The organism is Streptomyces sp. P13-3-3, assembly GCF_050571355.1.
Classification (GTDB): domain Bacteria; phylum Actinomycetota; class Actinomycetes; order Streptomycetales; family Streptomycetaceae; genus Streptomyces; species Streptomyces althioticus.
The window spans coordinates 646,036-665,301 of sequence record NZ_CP192228.1 but is presented as its reverse complement, the minus strand read 5'-3'; the positions used below and the strand labels follow the sequence as shown (position 1 = coordinate 665,301).

Here is a 19,266-nt window from a genome sequence, read left to right as displayed (position 1 = left end):
CCCTTCCCCACGCTCTTCCCAGAGCAGGGGACTACCCCGTCGCCGGTGGACGACACCGGCGCGGACACGGCACTGAATCCCCGTGGCTCTTCTCGCCGGACGCGGGACGGGACGGCGTCGTCCGCACAGCCACCGCCGCGCGTCGACCGCCACCCCCGCCCCGGACGCCGTGCCCGGCTGTCTCGCCCCCTGAACGCACGCCGGCCCCCACCGGCGCTGTTCATCAGAGTACGGGCGGGGGCCCGGAGCGGAAGCTGATTTGCAGAACTTGCGGCCTTACGCGTTTATGGTGTGCCGCATGTTTCGTCTTGAGACAGAAGTCGACAAGGCCCGACGCGATCTGCTCCACAGGCGGCTCCGGGACGCCAACACGGCGGCCTCCCCGGTCCTGCGTGCCCTGCGTGGAACCCCCGCCGAGCGCGAATCCCCTTTGCACGTGTGGGTGTCGGACGCGAACGGCCGGCTCGCGGGCGGCCTGGTCGGCCACACCTGGACGACATGGCTCCACGTGACCTACCTCTGGGTCGACGCGGCCCACCGCGACACGGGCCTCGGCTCCACGCTCCTGACCGAGGCGGAACGCCTCGCCACCGCCGAACGCGCCTGCACCCACGCCCGCGTGGAGACCTGGGACTTCCAGGCCCCGGACTTCTACCGGAAGCACGGCTACGAGGTGGTCTGCGTGATCCCCGACTATCCACCGGGGGTCACGGAGTACACGCTGACGAAGCGGCTGGGCTGATCACCGGGGGTGCGTCGTCAGGTGGGGCGGCCCACACCCGTCTCGACCCTGCCGAGGATCTCCGTGATCCTTTCGGCGGCCGTCCCGGCCTGGATGTCGCGGCCCTTCTCGTTGGGGTGTGCGTACCAGGGCAGTGTGGAGGAGGAGGTTTCCAGGAGGCCGCCGATGGCCCGGTCGGCGCCGTCGCAGGCGGTGTTGCCGCCGGTCCGGGCGTAGAGGTCGACGAAGTCGGCGCCCCCACCCGCCGCGGCCTTCTTCATCACGTCGTCCAGGCGCTTCTGGATCCGGTCCAGGACCGGCATGGCGTCCTGGGGGATGTCGGCGAGCGGCGGGTGGGTCTGGCCCGGTGCGGGGGTCAGGCACTTGGCGGTGTTCTCGGGCACGAGTCTGGGATAGCCGACGAGGACGGTCTTCGCCCCGGGGGAGAGGTGCCGGATGTTCTCGAGCATCCGCTCCAGGTCGGACGCGACCCGCGCGAACCGGTCGTCCAGCCACCGCCTCCCGTCGCCGGCCTCGAAGAACTCGGCGCACCTGGCGGCCGGTTCGCCCTCGGCCACCGGCTTCCCCGGCAGCGCCGACTGTCCCCGGAGCACGGCGGAACACTGCTTCAGGATGTCGTGGAAGCCCAGCGTGTTGCCGCCCGTGCTGCCCACGGCCAGCAGGGTGTCGTGCGTGAGCGCCTCGTTCTGCGGCGGAACCTCCCCGCCGGCCAAGGGCAGCTCCTGCTTCTCCCAGAAGTGGTGGACGCGGGCCCCTGAGCAGGAAACGTCCGCCTGGACGCGGAGCGTGACGCCCTGGTCCGCGAGGCGCCGGGTGGCGACGGCGGGAAAGTTCTCCGTCGACCGGAGGCAGAGGGCGTCGGGAACGGTCTCGCGGTCGAGGGGCGCGATGCCGTAGTTGGCGGCGTAGGAGTCGCCGAAGAAGACGGCGGGCACGGGGCCGGCGGGCGCCGCTCCGGCGCCCGGTGCCGGAGCGGCGAGCGTCAGGCAGGCGCCCAACGCGACGGCTGCGGCGGCCGTGCGCCGTAGGGCCGGGGTTCTCGCCGTCCTGCGCATGGCCGAAGACATGGCTGTGCCCTTTCGTCGAGGCCCCACGAGAAGCAGTGAACGGATAGCGACGTTCCGCATTCATTCACACACGGAAGGTGGCGATCCAGCCGACGTGCGCCGCAACCGGGCGATGCCCCCGCCCGGTGACGTCCGGGTGGGGGCACACAGAGGCGACCGCGTGACTACCGAACCCGTCGCGCCCCCGCCGAAGGCACCGCCTCGAAGACGCGGGGCGTCGTGAACCTCGCCGCCGCGAAGGCCTCCTCGACCGCCTTGGTGACCGCCGGGACGTCACCCTCCTCCACCAGCACGATCGCCGAACCGCCGAATCCGCCGCCCGTCATGCGGGCGCCCAGCGCACCGGCCGACACCGCCGTGTCGACGACCAGGTCGAGTTCGGGGCAGGAGACGCGGAAGTCGTCGCGCAGGGAGGCGTGGCCCTCGATCAGGAGCGGGCCGATGGCGCGCGTGTCGCCCGACTCCAGAAGGGAGACGACCTGTTCCACGCGGTGGTCCTCGGTCACCACGTGGCGGACCAGGCGGCGCACCTCCTCGTCGTCGCCGAGGCGTGCCAGCGCCGCGTCCAGGTCCTCGTACGGCACGTCCCGCAGGGCGTCGACGCCGAGCAGGGCCGCGCCCTTCTCGCAGCCCTCGCGGCGCTTGCCGTACTCGCCCTCGCTGTGGCTGTGCTTGACCTGGGTGTCGACGACGAGCAGGCGCATGCCCTCGGCCGCCAGGTCGAAGGGGATCTGACGCTGGGACAGGTCCCGGGTGTCGAGGAACAGGGCGTGGCCGGCCTCGCAGCAGGCGGACGCCGTCTGGTCCATGATGCCGACGGGCGCGCCGACGTACACGTTCTCCGCGCGCTGGGACAGCCGGGCGAGCTGCCAGCCGCGCAGGCCGAGGCCGAAGAGGTCGTTCAGCGCGAGGGCGACCACGACCTCCAGGGCGGCCGAGGAGGACAGGCCGGCGCCCGCCGGGACGCTGGACGCGAGGTGGACGTCCGCGCCGGTGACCGCGTGGCCGGCCTCGCGCAGGGCCCAGACGACGCCCGCCGGGTAGGCGGTCCAGCGCTTGTCGGACTCGGGGGCGAGGTCGTCGACGGAGAGCTCCACGACCCGGCCCCCGATGTCGTCGGAGTGCAGGCGCAGGACGCCGTCGTCGCGCCGGGACACCGCCGCCACCGCGGTGTGCGGCAGGGCGAACGGCATGACGAAGCCGTCGTTGTAGTCGGTGTGCTCGCCGATGAGGTTGACCCGGCCGGGTGCCGCCCACACCCCGTCGGGCGCGCTCCCGTACAGCTCCTCGAACCGTGCGGCGACGGCTTCCGCCGCGGCCGCGCTGGACTCGCTCATGCCCTGGACCCCTGACCCTTCGTTGCCTTTTAGTTGCCGCGCTGCTGCGCGAACTCCCACGCGTCCGCGACGATCCCCTCGAGGTCCGCGCGTGACGGGTTCCAGCCGAGCTTCTCGCGGGCCGTCGCGGCGGACGCCACCAGGACCGCGGGGTCGCCGCCCCGGCGCGGTGCGACGACCTCGGGGATGGGGTGCCCGGTGACCTTGCGGACGGTCTCGATCACCTCACGGACCGAGAAGCCGTTGCCGTTGCCGAGGTTGCAGATCAGGTGCTCGCCGGGCGTGGCCGCCTTCAGCGCGAGCAGGTGCGCCTCGGCCAGGTCGGCGACGTGGATGTAGTCGCGGACGCAGGTGCCGTCGGGCGTCGGGTAGTCGTCGCCGTAGACGGAGATCGCCTCGCGCCGGCCCTGGGCGACCTGGAGCACCAGCGGGATGAGATGTGACTCGGGGTCGTGGCGCTCGCCGTACGCGCCGTAGGCGCCGGCGACGTTGAAGTAGCGCAGGGAGACCGCGCCGAGCCCGTGCGCCTGCGCCTCGCCGGTGATCATGTGGTCGACGGCGAGCTTGGAGGCGCCGTAGGGGCTGGTCGGGCGGGTGGGGGCGGTCTCCTGGATCGGGACCTGCTCGGGCTCGCCGTAGGTGGCCGCCGTGGAGGAGAACACCAGGCGGCGCACTCCGGCCTCGCGCATGGCGGCGAGCAGCGCCATGGTGCCGCCGACGTTGTTGTCCCAGTACTTCTCCGGCTTCTGCACGGACTCGCCGACCTGGGAGAAGGCGGCGAAGTGCAGCACGCCGTCGAACGAGGGGTCCAGCCACTTGGCGGCGTCGCGGATGTCGCCCTCGACGAACGTGGCGCCCGCGGGAACGCCCTCGCGGAAGCCGGTGGAGAGGTTGTCGAGCACGATGACCTCGTGACCGGCCTCGACCAGATGCTGGGCGACGACGCTGCCTACGTACCCCGCGCCCCCGGTGACCAGGTACTTCCCGCTGCTCATGAACTCGCTACCTCTCGCAGTCGCTCGGCCGCGCGCTCCGGCGGCACGTCGTTGATGAACACGTTCATGCCGGACTCGGAGCCCGCGAGGAACTTAAGCTTGCCGGACGTACGGCGGATGGTGAAAAGCTCCAGGTGCAGCGCGAAGTCGTCGCGTGTCACGCCGTCGAAGTCGTCCAGCGGGCCGAACGGCGCCTGGTGCCAGGCGGCGATGTACGGCGTGGGCGGCTCGTTCTCCCCGAAGATCCGGTCGAAGCGCCGCAACAGTTCCAGGTACACCCGGGGGAACTCCGCGCGCGCCGCCTCGTCGAGTCCCAGCAGGTCGGGCACCCTGCGCTTGGGGTACAGGTGGACCTCGTAGGGCCAGTGCGCCGCGTACGGCACGAACGCCACCCAGTGTTCACCCTCCAGGACGACCCGCTCGCCGGCGCGTTCCCGCTCGACCACGGCGTCGAACAGGTTCTCCCCGCCCGTCGCCTCCTTGTGTGCCGCCACCTGGCGCAGCATCAGGGCGGTGCGGGGAGTGGTGAAGGGGTAGGCGTAGATCTGCCCGTGGGGGTGCTGGAGGGTGACCCCGATCTCGGCGCCCCGGTTCTCGAAGCAGAACACCTGTTCAACGGAGGGCAGATGCGACAGCTCGGACGTGCGGTCCGTCCAGGCGTCCAGCACCAGCCGCGCCTGTCGTTCGCCCAGCGAGGCGAAGGAGGCGTGGTGGTCGGAGGTGAAGCAGACGACCTCGCAGCGACCGGAGTCCCCGGCGAGCGAGGGGAAGCGGTTCTCGAAGACCACCACGTCGTACGAGGAGTCGGGGATCTCGCTCAGCCGGTCGCCCTCCGACGGGCACAGCGGGCACTCGTCGGCCGGCGGGTGATACGTACGGCCCTGCCGGTGCGAGGCGATGGCGACGGAGTCGCCCAGGAGCTCGTCGCGGCGGATCTCGGACGTGGTCACGGTGGCGTCCAGCGGACGGCGGTCGACCGCGTCGCGCACGGTGTCGTCGGCGAGGTCGTAGTAGATGAGCTCACGGCCGTCGGCCAGCCGGGTCGAGGTCTTCTTCACTGTGGCACTCCTCTGCACCCGCCCGTCACTCAACACAATCGAACATAACACATCACAACCCACCACCCCACGGCTCTCATCACAATCAAACAAAGAACGTGTAGGAACGTGTTCAATTATTGAACACGGAGGCGTAGATTCCGCGTCGGATCAGTTCGCGAACGAAGCGAGTGCGTATGCATACCCCCACATACCTGGCCGCGGGGCTTCGGCTCCCCACCAACTGGCTGGACTACACGATCCTCGGGATCTACTTCCTCGTCGTGCTGGGCATCGGCTTCGCCGCCCGCCGGTCGGTCAAGACGAGCCTGGACTTCTTCCTGTCCGGCCGCTCGCTGCCCGCCTGGGTCACCGGACTCGCGTTCATCGCGGCCAACCTCGGCGCCACCGAGATCCTCGGCATGGCCGCGAACAGCGCCCAGTACGGCGTCTACACCACGCACTGGTACTGGATCGGCGCCATCCCCGCGATGGTGTTCCTGGGCCTCGTGATGATGCCGTTCTACTACGGCTCCAAGGTCCGCTCGGTCCCCGAGTTCCTGCTGCTGCGCTTCGACAAGGCGGCGCACCTGCTGAGCTCGATCCTCTTCGCGGCGGCAGCCATCCTCATCGCGGGTGTCAACCTCTACGCCCTGGCGATCGTCGTCGAGGCGCTCCTCGGCTGGCCGCAGTGGGTGGCCATCGTCGTCGCCGGAGCGTTCGTCCTGGGCTACATCACCCTGGGCGGCCTGTCCTCGGCGATCTACAACGAGGTCCTGCAGTTCTTCGTCATCCTCGCCGCGCTCATCCCGATCACCGTGCTCGGCCTGAAGAGCGTCGGCGGCTGGGACGGCCTGTCCGACAAGCTCACCTCGGCCCACGGCGACAACTTCATGACCGCGTGGGGCGGCACCGGTATCGGCAGCGACAACCCGCTCGGCGCCAACTGGCTGACCATCGTCCTCGGCCTCGGCTTCGTCCTGTCCTTCGGCTACTGGACGACCAACTTCGCCGAGGTGCAGCGCGCGCTGTCCGCGAAGAACCTCTCCGCGGCCCAGCGCACCCCGCTGATCGCCGCGTTCCCGAAGATCTTCATCGTCTTCCTGGTGATGATCCCCGGCCTGGTCGCCGCCGTACTGGTCCCCAAGATCGGCACCGCCGGCTCGGACCTGCAGTACAACGACGCCATCCCGTACCTGATGCAGCAGCTGCTGCCCAACGGTGTGCTCGGCATCGCCGTGACCGGTCTGCTCGCCGCGTTCATGGCGGGCATGGCGGCGAACGTCTCCTCCTTCAACACCGTCTTCACCGCCGACATCTGGCAGAAGTACGTGGTGAAGGACCGCGAGGACTCCTACTACGTCCGCTTCGGCCGCCTGGTCACCGCGGTCGGCGTGCTCGCGTCCATCGGGACGGCGTTCCTGGCCAGCTCGTTCTCCAACATCATGGCCTACCTCCAGACGCTGTTCTCCTTCTTCAACGTGCCGATGTTCGTCGTCTTCATCATCGGCATGTTCTGGAAGCGGGCGTCCATGAAGTCCGGCTTCTGGGGCCTGATCGCGGGCACCACCGCCGCGATGGTGAACTACTTCTGGATCTACAAGCAGGGCATCATCGACATCCCCTCCGACCAGGGCGCCAACTTCGTCTCCGCGATCGCGGGCTTCGTCGCGGGCGCGGTCGTGATGATCGCGGTGTCGCTGTTCACGGCGCCGAAGCCGCAGGCCGAGCTGCAGGGCCTGGTCTACGGCACCCGCTCGCCCGGCATGGCGGAGCCGCCCGCGCAGGGCGACGACGCGTGGTACCGCAAGCCGGCGCTGCTGGGCTGGGGCGCGGTGATTCTGGCTGCCGCCTGCTACATCCCGTTCTCGTTCTGACCGCGGGAGGATTGAGAGAGCATGTCCGATCACTACTCCGAGGACGATCTCCAGAAGGAGATCACCGAGCTGGAGACCAAGTCCGCCACGGCCGCGCGGTTGTTCGACATCCGGCGGATCATCGGTGGGTTGTTCGTCGTGTACGGGGTGATCGTGATGATCGCCGGGTTCACCGCGTCGGATGCCGACATCGAGAAGGCGGAGGGGGTCAACATCAACCTGTGGACGGGGTTGGGGATGCTGATCCTCGGCCTCCTTTTCCTCCTCTGGCTCTGGCTCCGCCCGACCCCACCCCCACCGGCGGTCCCTGACGACGAGAACACGTCGTCTCCCTGACGCCCGTCCCCCTTCACACGGGGTGTGCACCCTCACGTACGGGGTTGCACACCCCGTGTGCGTATGCAGGCCACCGCGTTGGTGCGGGCCGGGGGGTGTCGGCGCACCTCGGCGCCAACGAGGTGCCGCCGCGCCCACCCGTGCCGCCCCAGGCGGCACGCATGCCCGCAGTTGGCGACAGTTGCGGCCGCCGCCCGCCCACCGGTTGGCGAGGGTTACGGCCGCCGCCCGCCCAAGGGTGTCGGATAGCCGCCCTCGGCGGGGAGGGGACGGGGTGGGGGTGGGCGCCCGCAGCGGCTGGCGCGTCCGCGCCCTCCCTGTTGTCAACGCCCCCATCGCGCCAGACCGAGGACGACCACCCCCACCGCGGCCCCGCACCACTCACCCCACCGTGGGCGCTACATCAACCCCCACCGGACAGGTGAATGCGCCGCAGGCGTCACACCTCAGCCCCCACCAGCCGCCGGGAGGCCACCGGACCTCAGCCCCACCGGACAGGGCCCCGCGCCGCAGGCCTACGCAGGCGTCACGACCGCGTCGACGCCCGGTCCAGCAACCCCGTTCGAGCCGCCAGCGCCGCAGCCTCCAGCCTCGACCCCACCCCCAGCTTCATCAACACCCTCTGCACATGCGTCCGCGCCGTGGACGGCGCGATCCCCATCCCCGCCGCGATCAGCCGCGTGTCCTCCCCCTCCGCGACGCGCACCAGCACCTCCACCTCCCGAGGCGTCAGCATCGACAACAACCGCGCCCCCTCGTCGTCCGGCTGAGCCGCAGGATTCAGCAGCTCCCCGAACGCCCCCTGCAACAACGCGGGCGCCACCGCGGCCTCCCCCGCCCGCGCCTTCAGCATCGCCCGCTCGACACCCTCGATCCGCTCGTCGTGCCGGACGTACCCCGACGCCCCCGCGGCGAACGCCGCCGCGATCCCCCGCGGCGACGGCACCGGCCCCAGCACCACGACCGCCACCTGCGGCCGCTCCCGCTTGATCTTCACCACCGGATCGAACGTCCCGGCCTCCGCCGGCGCCGCCGTCCCCAGCAGGCACACCTCCGGCGCCCTGCTGATCACCAGGTCCGCGGCCCCCGCCGCGGGCGCCGCCGCGGCCAGCACCCTGTGCCCTCGCAGCTTCAGCGCCGAGGCCAGCGCCTCGGCGAGCAGTCGGTGGTCGTCGACCACCATCAGCCGCACTCCCATCGGACAACCATCCCCCCAGATCCCCCCGGACAACACACCCCCGGATGCCCCCGGAAGCTACACGCTTGTTCGACGTCGCGCTCCCCCTACCGGTGAGAATCGCCCCGGAACGCCGAAATTCTCGTGTTCGATGGCGAAGAGCGCGTGATGAGCGGTACGCGAACGGCCCCGTCCCTGAACAGGGACGGGGCCGCAGGCCGCACCACAAGGCAACGTCGAACGATCGCTCGGTATCACTCCGTACCGAAAGCGATCACCGAGTACTCCTTCTCACGGCTCGTGAAGTCACTCGCGTACACGGAGGACATGTACAGCCCGCCCTGCCCGAACTGGATCTCCGAGTAGTCCGGAGACATCCGCGACTCCACGTCACGCACCGCCTCCGTCGACGGGTTCTCCATCAGGAGCGTCTCCTCGAAGGACTCGCCGTCGATGCTGACGACCTGCCCGCCCTTGTCGTACGGCGGCCGCTTGTACGCGATGACGTTGGGGCCGTCCATGCGCAGCGGGAAGATCTCGTAGTTCTCGCCGGCGTCGGCGCGCTGGCCGGTCTGCTTGCCGGTGGCCAGGTCGAAGGCGACGACCTCGTTGGTCTGGCCGTAGGACTCGCCGCCGCTGTCGTGCTCCTCGGTGGCGATGTACAGCCGGTCGTTGCCGACCGTCACTCCGGTGCAGTTCTCCACCCGGTAGATGGCGTCGCAGCGCGCGGCGAACTCGTCGCCCGGCGCGGAGAGGCGGGCGCGCAGCTTGCCGGTCTTGTTGTCGATGGAGAAGAAGTCGGAGATGCCGCTGCCGTCACCGGCGCTGTCGCCGACGTCGGCGGCCACCACGAGCGGGTCGGTGGAGACGACGGCCGCGTACTCGATGCCCTCGTCCATCTTGTACTCGGCGAGGATGTCGCCGGACTTGGGGTCGACGTTCTGGATGTGCAGCTGACGCTGGTCGTAGGAGCCGCACTTGCGGACCGCGACCAGCTTGGCGCCGCCGCCGTACCCGGCGTCGTAGCAGGAGTCGGACGTCTTGGGCGCCCAGCGCTCGTCACCGGTGGCGAGGTCCCAGGCGGCGCCGCCGCTGGTGGAACCGGCCGCGACGGTGCCGCCGCCGATCGTCACGTTGTTGAAGCTGACCGGCATGGTGCCGGACTTGGCGTTCTTCGTCCACACCTTGGTGCCGGCCGCCAGGTCGATCACCGCGACCTCGGTGCAGGACTGGGGATTCGTCTTGCTCGGCATGGCCGGCTTGTGAGCGATCGCCGTCCTGTTGTCCTCGGTGACGTGCGGCGTCGCCGCGCACACCGGACCGGGAAGGTCCAGCGTCCACTTCTTGGTGCCGGTCTTGCGGTCGTAGCCGGTGATCTCCGACAGCCCGCTCTTGGCGTAGACGGAGTCGGTCAGCCAGGAACCGGCGATGGAGATGGCCGTGACGCCCTTGGGCACCTTGGGCGAGGGCACCTGGAACAGCACCTTCGACCCGGTGGCGGCGGGCGCCTTCTCCTCGGCCTTGCCGGTGGTGGCGCCTCCGTCGCCGGAGCCGCCCTCCTTGCCGTCGCCCTTGCCGCCCTTGGTGTCGCCGCCCTCGGCGGTGGTCTGCTTGTCGTCGTCCTTGCCGGACGAGTTCGCGTACCAGACGCCGCCGCCGACGATCAGCGCGATCGCGACGACCGCCGACACGATGATGGCCACCTGGGAGTTGAACTTCCGCCCGCCGCCCGGCTGTCCGGCCTGCGCCTGCATCGGCACGGTCGGCTGCGCGTAGCCGTAGGGGGGCTGCTGCCCGTGCGGTCCCGGCTGCTGCGGCTGCCCGTAGGGACCGGGCTGGCCGTACGGGCCGGGCTGCTGGGCCGGGTAGCCGTAACCGGCGGGCGGCTGCGGCTGCTGCGGGTAGCCGTAACCGGGCCCCTGCGGGGGCGTCGGCGGCCCGGCGGGCGGCGGGGTCCCCGGCGCCTGCGGGTAGCCGTAGCCCGGCTGGGGCTGCGGCTGCGGCGCCTTGTTCAGGTCAGGCCCGGCGGGCGGCTGCTGGGGCGGCTGCCCGGGCGGGGTGGGAGGCGTGGCGGGAGCCGAGGGCGCCGGCGTCTGCGGCTCCGACGGTTCCTGCGGCGGCCCGAACCCCGGCTGCTGCGGGGGCTGGTTGGGCGGCGGAGGCGGCTGGCTCATGACGTGGGTACCTCAGGGGAAGGGGACGACGGACGGCGGGAAGGTGACGCGGGCTGCGCTCACGGGCCGGTCTCACTTGCCGTAGGCGAGCATCAACTTCTCCTTCGCGTCGTCGTTGCCGTTGAGCCGGGTGGTCGACAGGTAGAAGCGGCCGTCGACCCAGTCGATCGCCTTGCTGAAGAAGCCGTTCTCGATGTCGGCGACCGCCTGCGGGTTCTGCATCAGCGTGGCCGGCTTGTGGCTCGCGCCGCTGACGGGCAGGGCGACGACACGGCCGCCGGCGTCGTAGGACGGCTCGACGTAGGCGACGAGCTTTCCGCCCTCGACCTTCATGGGGATCATCGCCTCCTCCGCGGGGGAGGACTCGCGCCACAGCTCCTTGCCGTTGGCGAGGCTGATGGCGACGAGCTCGTTGGCCCCGGTGGTGGCGGCCGTCGGCAGGTAGAGGGTGTCGCCCGCGACGACGACGCCCGTGCAGCCCTGGAGGTCGCGCGCGAGGATGGCCCAGCCGCAGCCGGGGTCGAACTTCTCGTCGACGGCGACCTGGGAGCGCAGCTTCCCGGCGGAGGTGAAGGCGGCGATGTTCCACGCCTTCTTGTCGCTGCCCTCCTCCTGCTTGGTGGCGTAGACGACCAGCGGGTCGACGGAGAAGGTGCGCTCGACGCGCCAGCCCTTGGCGTACTTGTACGTCCACCTGGCCTTGCCGGTGACGGGGTCGAGTTCGCGGACCTCGTCGTGGGCGTTGTCGCCGCCGGCGCCGCAGGAGGCGACCTGGATCAGCCGCTTGCCGCCCGCGAACGCGGCGGGGAAGCAGGGGTCGTCGCCGTACTTCTTGGAGTCCCACAGCTTCTTGCCGGTGCGCACGTCGTACGCCGTGCCGGACTGGGAGCGGCCCACCATCAGCGTGTTGCCGGCGAGGGACATCTCGATGGAGAGCACGCTGTCGAACAGCGCGCCGTCGGCGACCTCCTGCGTCCAGCCCTTCTCGCCGGTGACGAGGTCGACGAGCTGGAGCTGGTTGCACTTGGCGCTGTCGCTGCTGCCGCTCATGGACGCGACGACGACCTTGTTGTCGGCCGTCTTGCCCGGGGTGACCGCGCAGATCTTGTGGGGGAAGGTGATGGTGTCCCAGGCGGGCTTGCCGTCGGTGACGTTGTACCCGTAGAGGTCCTTGTAGGCCGCCTTGACCGCGGTCTTGTCGGTGATCCACTGACCGGGGGCGTCGGCGCCGGACCCGGGGGCGTCGGGCGCCTCCTTGTACCAGAGCACCTTGGACTCGCCGGCCTGGCGGCCCTCGTTGAGGTCCTCGGTCTCCTCGCCGCCGTCGCCGCTGCCGTCGCCCGGGTTGACCGGGGCGGCGCTGGACTCGCCCGGCTTGGGGTCCTCTGTCTGCTGGGCGACCGGCTCCTTCTTGTCGTCGTCACCGGAGACGGCCCACACGGTGCCGCCGACGATCAGCGCGACCACCACCGCGGCGGCGGCGATCAGCAGCGGCTTGCCCTTGAAGGGGTTGCGGGAGCCGCCGCCGGGCGGGGTGCCGGGCGCGCCGGGGAAGCCGGGCTGCTGCGGGTATCCGTACCCGGGCCGGCCGTACGGGCCCGGCTGCTGCGGCTGCCCGTAGGGGCCGGGCTGCTGGTACGGCCCGGAGGCGTAGGGGCCGGGCTGCGTCGGAGGCTGCTGCGGGTAGCCGTACCCGGGCTGCGGGGCGCCGGACGGCGGGCCCTGCGGAGGCGGAGGCGTCGACGGGACGCCCTGCGGGGGCGGAGGGGTCTGCGGCGTCTGCGGCGGTCCGAAACCACCGCCCGGCGGCGGGTCCTGCGGAGGTCCGAAGCCGCCCTGAGGCGGCTGGTTGGGCGGCTGAGTCATCAGCGCGTTCCCCCTTGCTCACTGATTTTTAGCCACGCCCTGAGGTTCGTGATGACCCAGAGTCGTCGTCGGTCACTTGTCGGACGGCTCTTTCTATCACCCGGCACCGACACGCCACCGGGCCGCGTCCTCCCCTGTTCCCAAGGGAGGACCGGCCTGTGATGCGCCCGTTACGTGCCTTCACGCCCTCTTCACGCGGCGCGCGCTCCCCGCACGCAGGCGCGTGACGCGGCTCTCGCGCCGGTCAGGCGTCCTCGGCGAGTTCCAGCCAGCGCATCTCCAGTTCGTCGCGCTGACCGGCCAGGTCCCGCAGCTCGGCGTCCAGTTCGGCCACCTTCGCGAAGTCCGTGGCATTGTCGGCGATGGCGGTGTGGAGGGTGGCCTCCCTGGCCGAGATCTTGTCCAGCTGCCGTTCGATGCGCTGGAGTTCCTTCTTCGCGGCGCGCTGGTCGGCGGCGCTCTTCTCGGGCGTCGCGCTGCGGGCCGGGGCGGCGGCCTGGGCGGAGGCGGCGGCGGCCTCCTCCATGCGCTTGCGGCGCTCCAGGTACTCGTCGATGCCGCGCGGCAGCATGCGCAGGGTGCCGTCGCCGAGCAGGGCGAAGACCCGGTCGGTGGTGCGCTCCACGAAGAACCGGTCGTGGGAGATCACGATCATCGAGCCGGGCCAGCCGTCGAGGAGGTCCTCGAGCTGGGTGAGGGTCTCGATGTCGAGGTCGTTGGTGGGCTCGTCGAGGAAGAGGACGTTGGGCTCGTCCATCAGCAGCCGCAGCAGCTGGAGGCGGCGCCGCTCACCGCCGGAGAGGTCCCCGACGGGCGTCCACTGCTTCTCCTTGTTGAAGCCGAAGGTCTCGCAGAGCTGACCGGCGGTCATCTCGCGGCCCTTGCCGAGGTCGACGCGCTCGCGCACCTGCTGCACGGCCTGCAGCACCCGCCAGGTGGGGTCGAGTTCGGCGACCTCCTGCGACAGGTAGGCCAGCTTGACGGTCCTGCCGACACGGACACGCCCTGCCGCGGGCTGCGTCTCGCCCTCGCTGCGGGCGGCCTCGGCGAGCGCCCGCAGCAGGGAGGTCTTGCCGGCGCCGTTGACGCCGACCAGGCCGATGCGGTCGCCGGGGCCGAGCTGCCAGGTCACGTGCTTCAGCAGCACCTTGGGGCCGGCCTGGACGGTCACGTCCTCCAGGTCGAACACGGTCTTGCCGAGCCGCGAGGAGGCGAACTTCATCAGCTCGCTGCTGTCGCGCGGCGGCGGCACGTCCGCGATCAGCTCGTTGGCGGCCTCGACGCGGAAGCGCGGCTTGGACGTACGGGCGGGGGCGCCGCGGCGCAGCCAGGCCAGCTCCTTGCGGACGAGGTTCTGCCGCTTGGCCTCCTCGGTGGCCGCGATGCGCTCGCGCTCGGCGCGGGCGAAGACGTAGTCGGAGTAGCCGCCCTCGTACTCGTGGACGACGCCGCGCTGCACGTCCCACATGCGGGTGCAGACCTGGTCGAGGAACCAGCGGTCGTGGGTGACGCAGACGAGCGCGGAGCGGCGGTTGCGCAGGTGCTCGGCGAGCCAGGCGATGCCCTCGACGTCGAGGTGGTTGGTCGGCTCGTCGAGGACGATGAGGTCCTGCTCCTCGATGAGCAGCTTGGCCAGCGCGATGCGGCGCCGCTCGCCGCCGGACAGCGGTCCGATGACGGTGTCGAGGCCCTTGGGGAAGCCGGGCAGGTCGAGCCCGCCGAACAGTCCGGTGAGCACGTCCCGCACCTTGGCGTCGCCGGCCCACTCGTGGTCGGCCATGTCGCCGATGACCTCGTGCCGGACGGTCGCCTCGGGGTCGAGCGAGTCGTGCTGGGTGAGCACGCCGAGCCGCAGCCCGCCGGAGTGCGTCACCCGCCCGGTGTCGGCCTCCTCCAGCCGGGCCAGCATGCGGATCAGCGTGGTCTTGCCGTCCCCGTTGCGTCCCACGACCCCGATCCGGTCCCCCTCGGAGACGCCGAGCGAAATCCCGTCCAGCAGCGCACGGGTGCCGTACACCTTGCTGACGTTCTCGACATTGACCAGATTGACGGCCATTTCTCTCCTGCCCGGTGGATCGATCAGCTTTCCAGCGTAGGCCCTCGCCGGACGGGCCCGGTACGCGCGACGACGATCACCTGGTGCGACGATCCGACGTCCTCGGGGCGGCCGGGCCGCTCAGAGGACCGTCGCCCCCGGCACCGGCCCCGTCGCCGTGCGGGCCGTGCGGCAGGCGGGGGTGGGCCTCAGGGCTTCCGCGATCTTCTCCGCCGTCTCTTCGTCGCGGGCGAGGAACGCCGTCGTGGGGCCCGAGCCCGAGACCAGGGCGGCGAGGGCGCCGGCCTCCCGGCCTGCCGCGAGGGTGGCGGAGAGGTCGGGGAAGAGGGAGAGGGCCGCCGGCTGGAGGTCGTTGGTGACGGCGGCGGCGAGGGCGTCGGGGTCGCCCTCGGCGAGGGCGTCGAGCACGGGCCGGGACGCGGCCGGCTCCGGGATGTCGCGCCCTTCGGCGAGCCGGTCGAACTCGCGGAAGACAGCGGGCGTGGACAGTCCCCGGGTGGCCGTCGCGAACACCCAGTGGAAGGCGCCCCCGACCTCCAGCCCGGTCAGCCTCTCGCCGCGCCCGGTGCCGAGCGCGGCCCCGCCGACCAGGCTGAACGGCACGTCGCTGCCCAGGTCGGCGCAGATGTCGAGGAGTTCCTCACGGCTCGCGCCGGTCCCCCACAGCGCGTCGCAGGCCAGCAGCGCGCCCGCGCCGTCCGCGCTGCCGCCGGCCATGCCGCCCGCGACGGGGATGTCCTTGGCGATGTGCAGATGGACGTCGGGCGTCCGGCCGTACCGCTCGGCGAGGGCGAGGGCGGCGCGGGCGGCGAGGTTGGTGCGGTCGAGGGGGACCTGGGCGGCGTCGGGCCCTTCGCACGTGACGCGCAGACCGTCCGGCGACGGGGTGGCGGTCACCTCGTCGTACAGGCCGACCGCGAGGAAGACGTTGGCCAGCTCGTGGAAGCCGTCGGGGCGGGCCGCGCCGACGGCGAGCTGGACGTTGACCTTGGCGGGGACGCGGACGGTGACGCTCACTGCGGGGCCTGCTCCTCGTGTCCGGCGTCCTTGTGCTCGGCGATGCGCGCGAACTCCTCGACGGTGAGCGACTCGCCCCGTGCCTGCGGCGGGACGCCCGCGGCGACCAGCGCCGCCTCGGCCGCCGCGGCCGAGCCAGCCCATCCGGCGAGGGCGGCGCGCAGCGTCTTGCGGCGCTGGGCGAAGGCCGCGTCGACCACGGCGAACACCTCGCGCCGGGTCGCGGTGGTCTTCAGCGGCTCCGCGCGCCGCACCAGCGACACCAGGCCGCTGTCGACGTTCGGCGCGGGCCAGAAGACGGTGCGGCCGATGGCCCCTGCCCGCTTCACCTCGGCGTACCAGTTGGCCTTGACCGAGGGCACGCCGTACACCTTCGAGCCGGGGGCGGCGGCGAGCCGGTCGGCGACCTCGGACTGGACCATCACCAGCGTGCGCTCGATGCTCGGGAAGGTCTCGAGCATGTGCAGCAGCACGGGCACGGCGACGTTGTAGGGGAGGTTGGCGACCAGCGCGGTCGGCGCCGGTCCCGGCAGCTCGGTGACGTGCATCGCGTCGGAGTGGACCAGCGCGAAGCGGTCGGCGCGCTCCGGCATGCGGGCGGCGACGGTGGCGGGCAGCGCCCCGGCCAGCACGTCGTCGATCTCCACCGCGGTGACCCGGTCGGCGGCCTCCAGCAGCGCCAGCGTGAGCGAGCCGAGCCCGGGGCCGACCTCGACGACGACGTCGTCGGGGCGTACCTCGGCGGTGCGCACGATGCGGCGGACCGTGTTGGCGTCGATGACGAAGTTCTGGCCGCGCTGCTTGGTGGGCCGTACGCCGAGGGCGGCCGCCAGTTCGCGGACGTCGGCGGGGCCCAGGAGGGCGTCGGGGGTGGGGCTGGTCACGGGACAAGGGTACGGGGCGCGCGGGTACGCCCCGGTCACCGCCGGTGCCGTCACCCGCCCAGCCGGGCCCCGCAGTGCGGCCAGGCGGCGGCGCCGCTGCGAATGTACAGCCGCTTCGCGCGGTACGTCTGCTCGGCCGGGGGCGCGTCCTGGGGGCGGCCGGCGCCGCCGAGGTCACGCCAGGTGCGGGTGTCGAACTGGTACAGCCCGCCGTACGTGCCCGACGGGTCGGTGGCGTCGGGCAGGCCGCCGGACTCGCACCGCGCGAGGGCGTCCCAGTCCAGCGCGTCCGCGCCCCGCACGGTCATCGGGACGGGCCGGGTGCCGACCCGCACCCGGCGCGCGACCGGCTCGCGCACCACGTCCGTGGACAGCAGCCGGGGCCGCTGCCGGACGCCGTTGACGGTGCGCTGCGCGAAGGTGAGGCGGCGCAGCCCCGGCCGTCCGGCCCGGTCGACGACCACCGTGCCGTGGGCCAGCCCGGGGTCCTCGACGCGCTCCTCGGTGAAGGGGATCTCCTCGTCGCGGATCTCCGTGCCGTCGGTGATGCGCAGCACGGTGACGGTCTGGCCGTCGCGCGGGAAGCTGCCGGGGGCGACGGACGTGGTGTCGCGTCCGCGCAGGGTGACCCCGGCCTGGTGCACGGCCTCGCGCACGGTCGCGGCGTTGGTGCGGACGGTGCGCGCCCGCCCGTCGGCGAGGACGGTCACCGCGCGCTCGGTGCGGACCTCCAGGGCGAGCCCGGCGGGTCCGACGCGGGTGCCGGGCGGGACGGACAGATGGGCGCCGCTGACCCGTACGCCGAGCCGCCGCAGCGCCTCGTGGACGGTGGCCGCGGTCGTCCACACCTGCTGCCGGGTCCCGTCGAGGGTGAGCAGCAGCGGACGCGCGTGGCGCACCTCGACCGTGTCGCCGTCCTCCAGGGCGGTGCCCGGCGCGGGGCTGATCTCGTCGTGCGGTCCGGTGCGCACGCCCTCCTCGGCGAGCAGCCCGGTGACGTCGTCGGCGAAGGTGTGCAGGGTGCGGGGGCTGCCGTCGACGGTCAGCTCGACGCCCTTGTCCTCGGCGACGAAGGCGCTGGTGCCGCCCGCGAGGAACGCGACGACCAGTGCCTTCGGCAGCAGCCGGCGCGCGGCCTCGGCCCGTTCGGCGTACCGGCCGGGGCGCCGGTGCGCGGACCGTCCCGGCGCGGGGGCGGGTGCGCGGCGGGGCAGGGCGGGCACGGTCTCCGCCTCGTGGATGCCGCCGCACACGACGTGCGTCGGGCACGTCTTCGCGTACGTCTCGAACCGCAGGGTGGTGCTCACGCCGACACGCTCCAGGGCTGGCCACGGGAACCCCCGAGGGGGCTCCCAGAACCTAGCCGAGCGCCGATCGCTCTCCCAGGCGACACGACTACGGACGGTGGATGTCCCGTGGGTCCGTCAGTAGCCGAAGGCGCGCGCGGTGTTGGCGCCCAGCGCCGTGGCCAGCGCGTCCTCGTCGATGCCGCGCACGGCGGCCATGGCACGCACGGTGACCGGCACCAGATAGGGGGCGTTGGGCCGGCCGCGGTAGGGCACGGGCGTGAGGAAGGGCGCGTCGGTCTCCACCAGGGCCAGCTCCAGCGGGGCGACGGCGAGGGCGTCCCGCAGGTTCTGCGCGTTCTTGAAGGTGACGTTGCCGGCGAAGGACATGTAGTAGCCGGCGCGGGCGCAGATCTCCGCCATCTCCGCGTCCCCGGAGTAGCAGTGGAAGACGGTGCGCTCGGGGGCGCCCTCCTCCTTCAGCACGCGCAGCACGTCCGCGTGGGCGTCGCGGTCGTGGATGACGAGCGTCTTGCCGTGCCGCTTGGCGATCTCGATGTGGGCGCGGAAGGACCGCTCCTGCGCCTCCTTGCCCTCCTCGCCGGTACGGAAGTGGTCCAGGCCGGTCTCGCCGACGCCCTTGACCTGGGGCAGCGCGGCCAGCCGGTCGATCTCGGCGAGCGCCTCGTCCAGCGCCGCGTCCCCGCCGGGCTCGCGGGCGCCCTGCCGCGACCAGCCGTCGGGGTCACCGAGCACGATCCGGGGCGCCTCGTTGGGGTGCAGGGCGACCGTCGCGTGCACGGAGTCGTACGCCGCCGCCGTGTCCGCCGCCCACCGGGACCCCTTGAGGTCGCAGCCGACCTGCACCACGGTCGTCACCCCCACCGACGCGGCCTTGGCGAGGGCCTCCTCGACCGTGCCGGACTGCATGTCGAGGTGCGTGTGGGAGTCCGCGACCGGCACCCGCAGGGGCTCCGGGAGCGGCGGCGCGGCGTTCTTGTCTCGGTCGTCGGCAGGCATGCCTCCGATCCTACGGAAGCGGCGCGGCCCCCTACGGCGCCCAGGGGGCCTCCACCGGCCCGGCGGCCGGCACCCGGCGCTCCCGGTGGGCGGCGTCCCGTGCCGAGGCGACCCGGCCCGGTCGGAGGATCCGCACGACGTGCCCGTCGCAGCTGCGGCAGGTGGGCCGGTTCAGCGGGGAGGGCACGATCCGGCCGTCCGCCACGTACAGCACGAAGGTGTGGCCGTCGCCGTCGACGTGGTGCTCTATCTCGTACGACTGCTCCCAGCCGTATCCGCAGCGCATGCAGGCGAAGGCGTACGCCTCGGTGACGACGGCGGTGGCGCCCGCGCGCAGTCCGCCCGGTCCGGAGATCTCGGTCATGCCGGCTCCTGTCGGTCCGCTGACGGGACGG

At 72.1% G+C, this 19,266-nt stretch carries 16 protein-coding genes; 3 read left to right on the top strand and 13 right to left on the bottom strand.

Annotation, left to right across the window (positions count from 1 at the left end):
* Positions 1-286 precede the first annotated feature (286 nt).
* On the top strand, positions 287-742 hold the full coding sequence (locus ACQZOG_RS03170) for a GNAT family N-acetyltransferase (RefSeq protein WP_033277325.1): 456 nt from the start codon (positions 287-289) through the stop codon (positions 740-742).
* A 17-nt stretch (positions 743-759) separates the two neighbouring features.
* Here the strand turns inward: ACQZOG_RS03170 and ACQZOG_RS03165 are convergent, their stop codons facing one another.
* From ACQZOG_RS03165 to galT, 4 genes are all read right to left on the bottom strand, one after another.
* Positions 760-1,809, bottom strand: coding sequence for an SGNH/GDSL hydrolase family protein (locus tag ACQZOG_RS03165; protein WP_430741257.1), 1,050 nt, complete (start codon positions 1,807-1,809; stop codon positions 760-762).
* A gap of 164 nt (positions 1,810-1,973) precedes the next feature.
* Positions 1,974-3,146: a galactokinase gene (gene galK / locus ACQZOG_RS03160; protein ID WP_037640032.1), complete on the bottom strand. Its 1,173-nt coding sequence runs from the start codon at positions 3,144-3,146 to the stop codon at positions 1,974-1,976.
* A 29-nt stretch (positions 3,147-3,175) separates the two neighbouring features.
* Complete coding sequence (gene galE / locus ACQZOG_RS03155) at positions 3,176-4,141, bottom strand: UDP-glucose 4-epimerase GalE (RefSeq protein ID WP_430741256.1); 966 nt, start codon at positions 4,139-4,141, stop codon at positions 3,176-3,178.
* On the bottom strand, positions 4,138-5,199 hold the full coding sequence (gene galT / locus ACQZOG_RS03150) for a galactose-1-phosphate uridylyltransferase (RefSeq protein WP_033277329.1): 1,062 nt from the start codon (positions 5,197-5,199) through the stop codon (positions 4,138-4,140). Before galT ends, galE begins: the two co-directional genes overlap by 4 nt.
* Positions 5,200-5,375: 176 nt before the next feature.
* Between galT and ACQZOG_RS03145 the strand changes: the two genes are divergently transcribed.
* Both ACQZOG_RS03145 and ACQZOG_RS03140 read left to right on the top strand, forming a co-directional pair.
* Complete coding sequence (locus tag ACQZOG_RS03145) at positions 5,376-7,055, top strand: sodium:solute symporter family protein (RefSeq protein ID WP_033277330.1); 1,680 nt, start codon at positions 5,376-5,378, stop codon at positions 7,053-7,055.
* Between the two features lie 21 nt (positions 7,056-7,076).
* Positions 7,077-7,391, top strand: a complete 315-nt coding sequence (locus tag ACQZOG_RS03140; RefSeq protein WP_033277331.1) for a hypothetical protein — start codon at positions 7,077-7,079, stop codon at positions 7,389-7,391.
* Between the two features lie 526 nt (positions 7,392-7,917).
* Here ACQZOG_RS03140 and ACQZOG_RS03135 read toward each other — a convergent pair.
* From ACQZOG_RS03135 to ACQZOG_RS03095, 9 genes are all read right to left on the bottom strand, one after another.
* The gene (locus tag ACQZOG_RS03135; protein WP_006135813.1) at positions 7,918-8,589 is read right to left on the bottom strand and encodes a helix-turn-helix transcriptional regulator; all 672 of its coding nucleotides are present in this window, start codon (positions 8,587-8,589) and stop codon (positions 7,918-7,920) included.
* A 233-nt stretch (positions 8,590-8,822) separates the two neighbouring features.
* A complete protein-coding gene (locus ACQZOG_RS03130; protein WP_430741255.1) occupies positions 8,823-10,742 on the bottom strand; it encodes a PQQ-binding-like beta-propeller repeat protein in 1,920 nt (639 codons plus the stop codon).
* A gap of 72 nt (positions 10,743-10,814) precedes the next feature.
* A complete protein-coding gene (locus ACQZOG_RS03125) occupies positions 10,815-12,608 on the bottom strand; it encodes a PQQ-binding-like beta-propeller repeat protein (protein WP_354792680.1) in 1,794 nt (597 codons plus the stop codon).
* 244 nt (positions 12,609-12,852) lie between these two features.
* Positions 12,853-14,664: an ABC-F family ATP-binding cassette domain-containing protein gene (locus ACQZOG_RS03120; protein ID WP_033277334.1), complete on the bottom strand. Its 1,812-nt coding sequence runs from the start codon at positions 14,662-14,664 to the stop codon at positions 12,853-12,855.
* A gap of 120 nt (positions 14,665-14,784) precedes the next feature.
* Positions 14,785-15,681 carry a 4-(cytidine 5'-diphospho)-2-C-methyl-D-erythritol kinase gene (locus tag ACQZOG_RS03115; protein WP_033277335.1) on the bottom strand — a complete coding sequence of 299 codons (897 nt, stop codon included), beginning with the start codon at positions 15,679-15,681 and terminating at the stop codon, positions 14,785-14,787.
* Positions 15,678-16,565 (bottom strand): 16S rRNA (adenine(1518)-N(6)/adenine(1519)-N(6))-dimethyltransferase RsmA, encoded by an 888-nt coding sequence (gene rsmA / locus ACQZOG_RS03110; protein WP_033277336.1) that lies wholly within the window; start codon positions 16,563-16,565, stop codon positions 15,678-15,680. Before rsmA ends, ACQZOG_RS03115 begins: the two co-directional genes overlap by 4 nt.
* Before the next feature lie 50 nt (positions 16,566-16,615).
* Positions 16,616-17,872, bottom strand: coding sequence for a resuscitation-promoting factor (locus ACQZOG_RS03105; protein ID WP_033277337.1), 1,257 nt, complete (start codon positions 17,870-17,872; stop codon positions 16,616-16,618).
* A gap of 117 nt (positions 17,873-17,989) precedes the next feature.
* Complete coding sequence (locus tag ACQZOG_RS03100) at positions 17,990-18,871, bottom strand: TatD family hydrolase (protein WP_033277338.1); 882 nt, start codon at positions 18,869-18,871, stop codon at positions 17,990-17,992.
* Positions 18,872-18,902: 31 nt separating this feature from the next.
* Positions 18,903-19,235 carry a hypothetical protein gene (locus tag ACQZOG_RS03095; RefSeq protein WP_033277339.1) on the bottom strand — a complete coding sequence of 111 codons (333 nt, stop codon included), beginning with the start codon at positions 19,233-19,235 and terminating at the stop codon, positions 18,903-18,905.
* Between the last annotated feature and the right edge of the window lie 31 nt (positions 19,236-19,266).

Coding starts and splice junctions, on each gene's coding strand:
- ACQZOG_RS03170 (WP_033277325.1), top strand. CDS start 287: ATGGTGTGCCGCATGTTTCGTCTTGAGACAGAAGTCGACAAGGCCCGA.
- ACQZOG_RS03165 (WP_430741257.1), bottom strand. CDS start 1,809: ATGTCTTCGGCCATGCGCAGGACGGCGAGAACCCCGGCCCTACGGCGC.
- galK (WP_037640032.1), bottom strand. CDS start 3,146: ATGAGCGAGTCCAGCGCGGCCGCGGCGGAAGCCGTCGCCGCACGGTTC.
- galE (WP_430741256.1), bottom strand. CDS start 4,141: ATGAGCAGCGGGAAGTACCTGGTCACCGGGGGCGCGGGGTACGTAGGC.
- ACQZOG_RS03145 (WP_033277330.1), top strand. CDS start 5,376: ATGCATACCCCCACATACCTGGCCGCGGGGCTTCGGCTCCCCACCAAC.
- ACQZOG_RS03140 (WP_033277331.1), top strand. CDS start 7,077: ATGTCCGATCACTACTCCGAGGACGATCTCCAGAAGGAGATCACCGAG.
- ACQZOG_RS03135 (WP_006135813.1), bottom strand. CDS start 8,589: ATGGGAGTGCGGCTGATGGTGGTCGACGACCACCGACTGCTCGCCGAG.
- ACQZOG_RS03130 (WP_430741255.1), bottom strand. CDS start 10,742: ATGAGCCAGCCGCCTCCGCCGCCCAACCAGCCCCCGCAGCAGCCGGGG.
- ACQZOG_RS03125 (WP_354792680.1), bottom strand. CDS start 12,608: ATGACTCAGCCGCCCAACCAGCCGCCTCAGGGCGGCTTCGGACCTCCG.
- ACQZOG_RS03120 (WP_033277334.1), bottom strand. CDS start 14,664: ATGGCCGTCAATCTGGTCAATGTCGAGAACGTCAGCAAGGTGTACGGC.
- ACQZOG_RS03100 (WP_033277338.1), bottom strand. CDS start 18,871: ATGCCTGCCGACGACCGAGACAAGAACGCCGCGCCGCCGCTCCCGGAG.
- ACQZOG_RS03095 (WP_033277339.1), bottom strand. CDS start 19,235: ATGACCGAGATCTCCGGACCGGGCGGACTGCGCGCGGGCGCCACCGCC.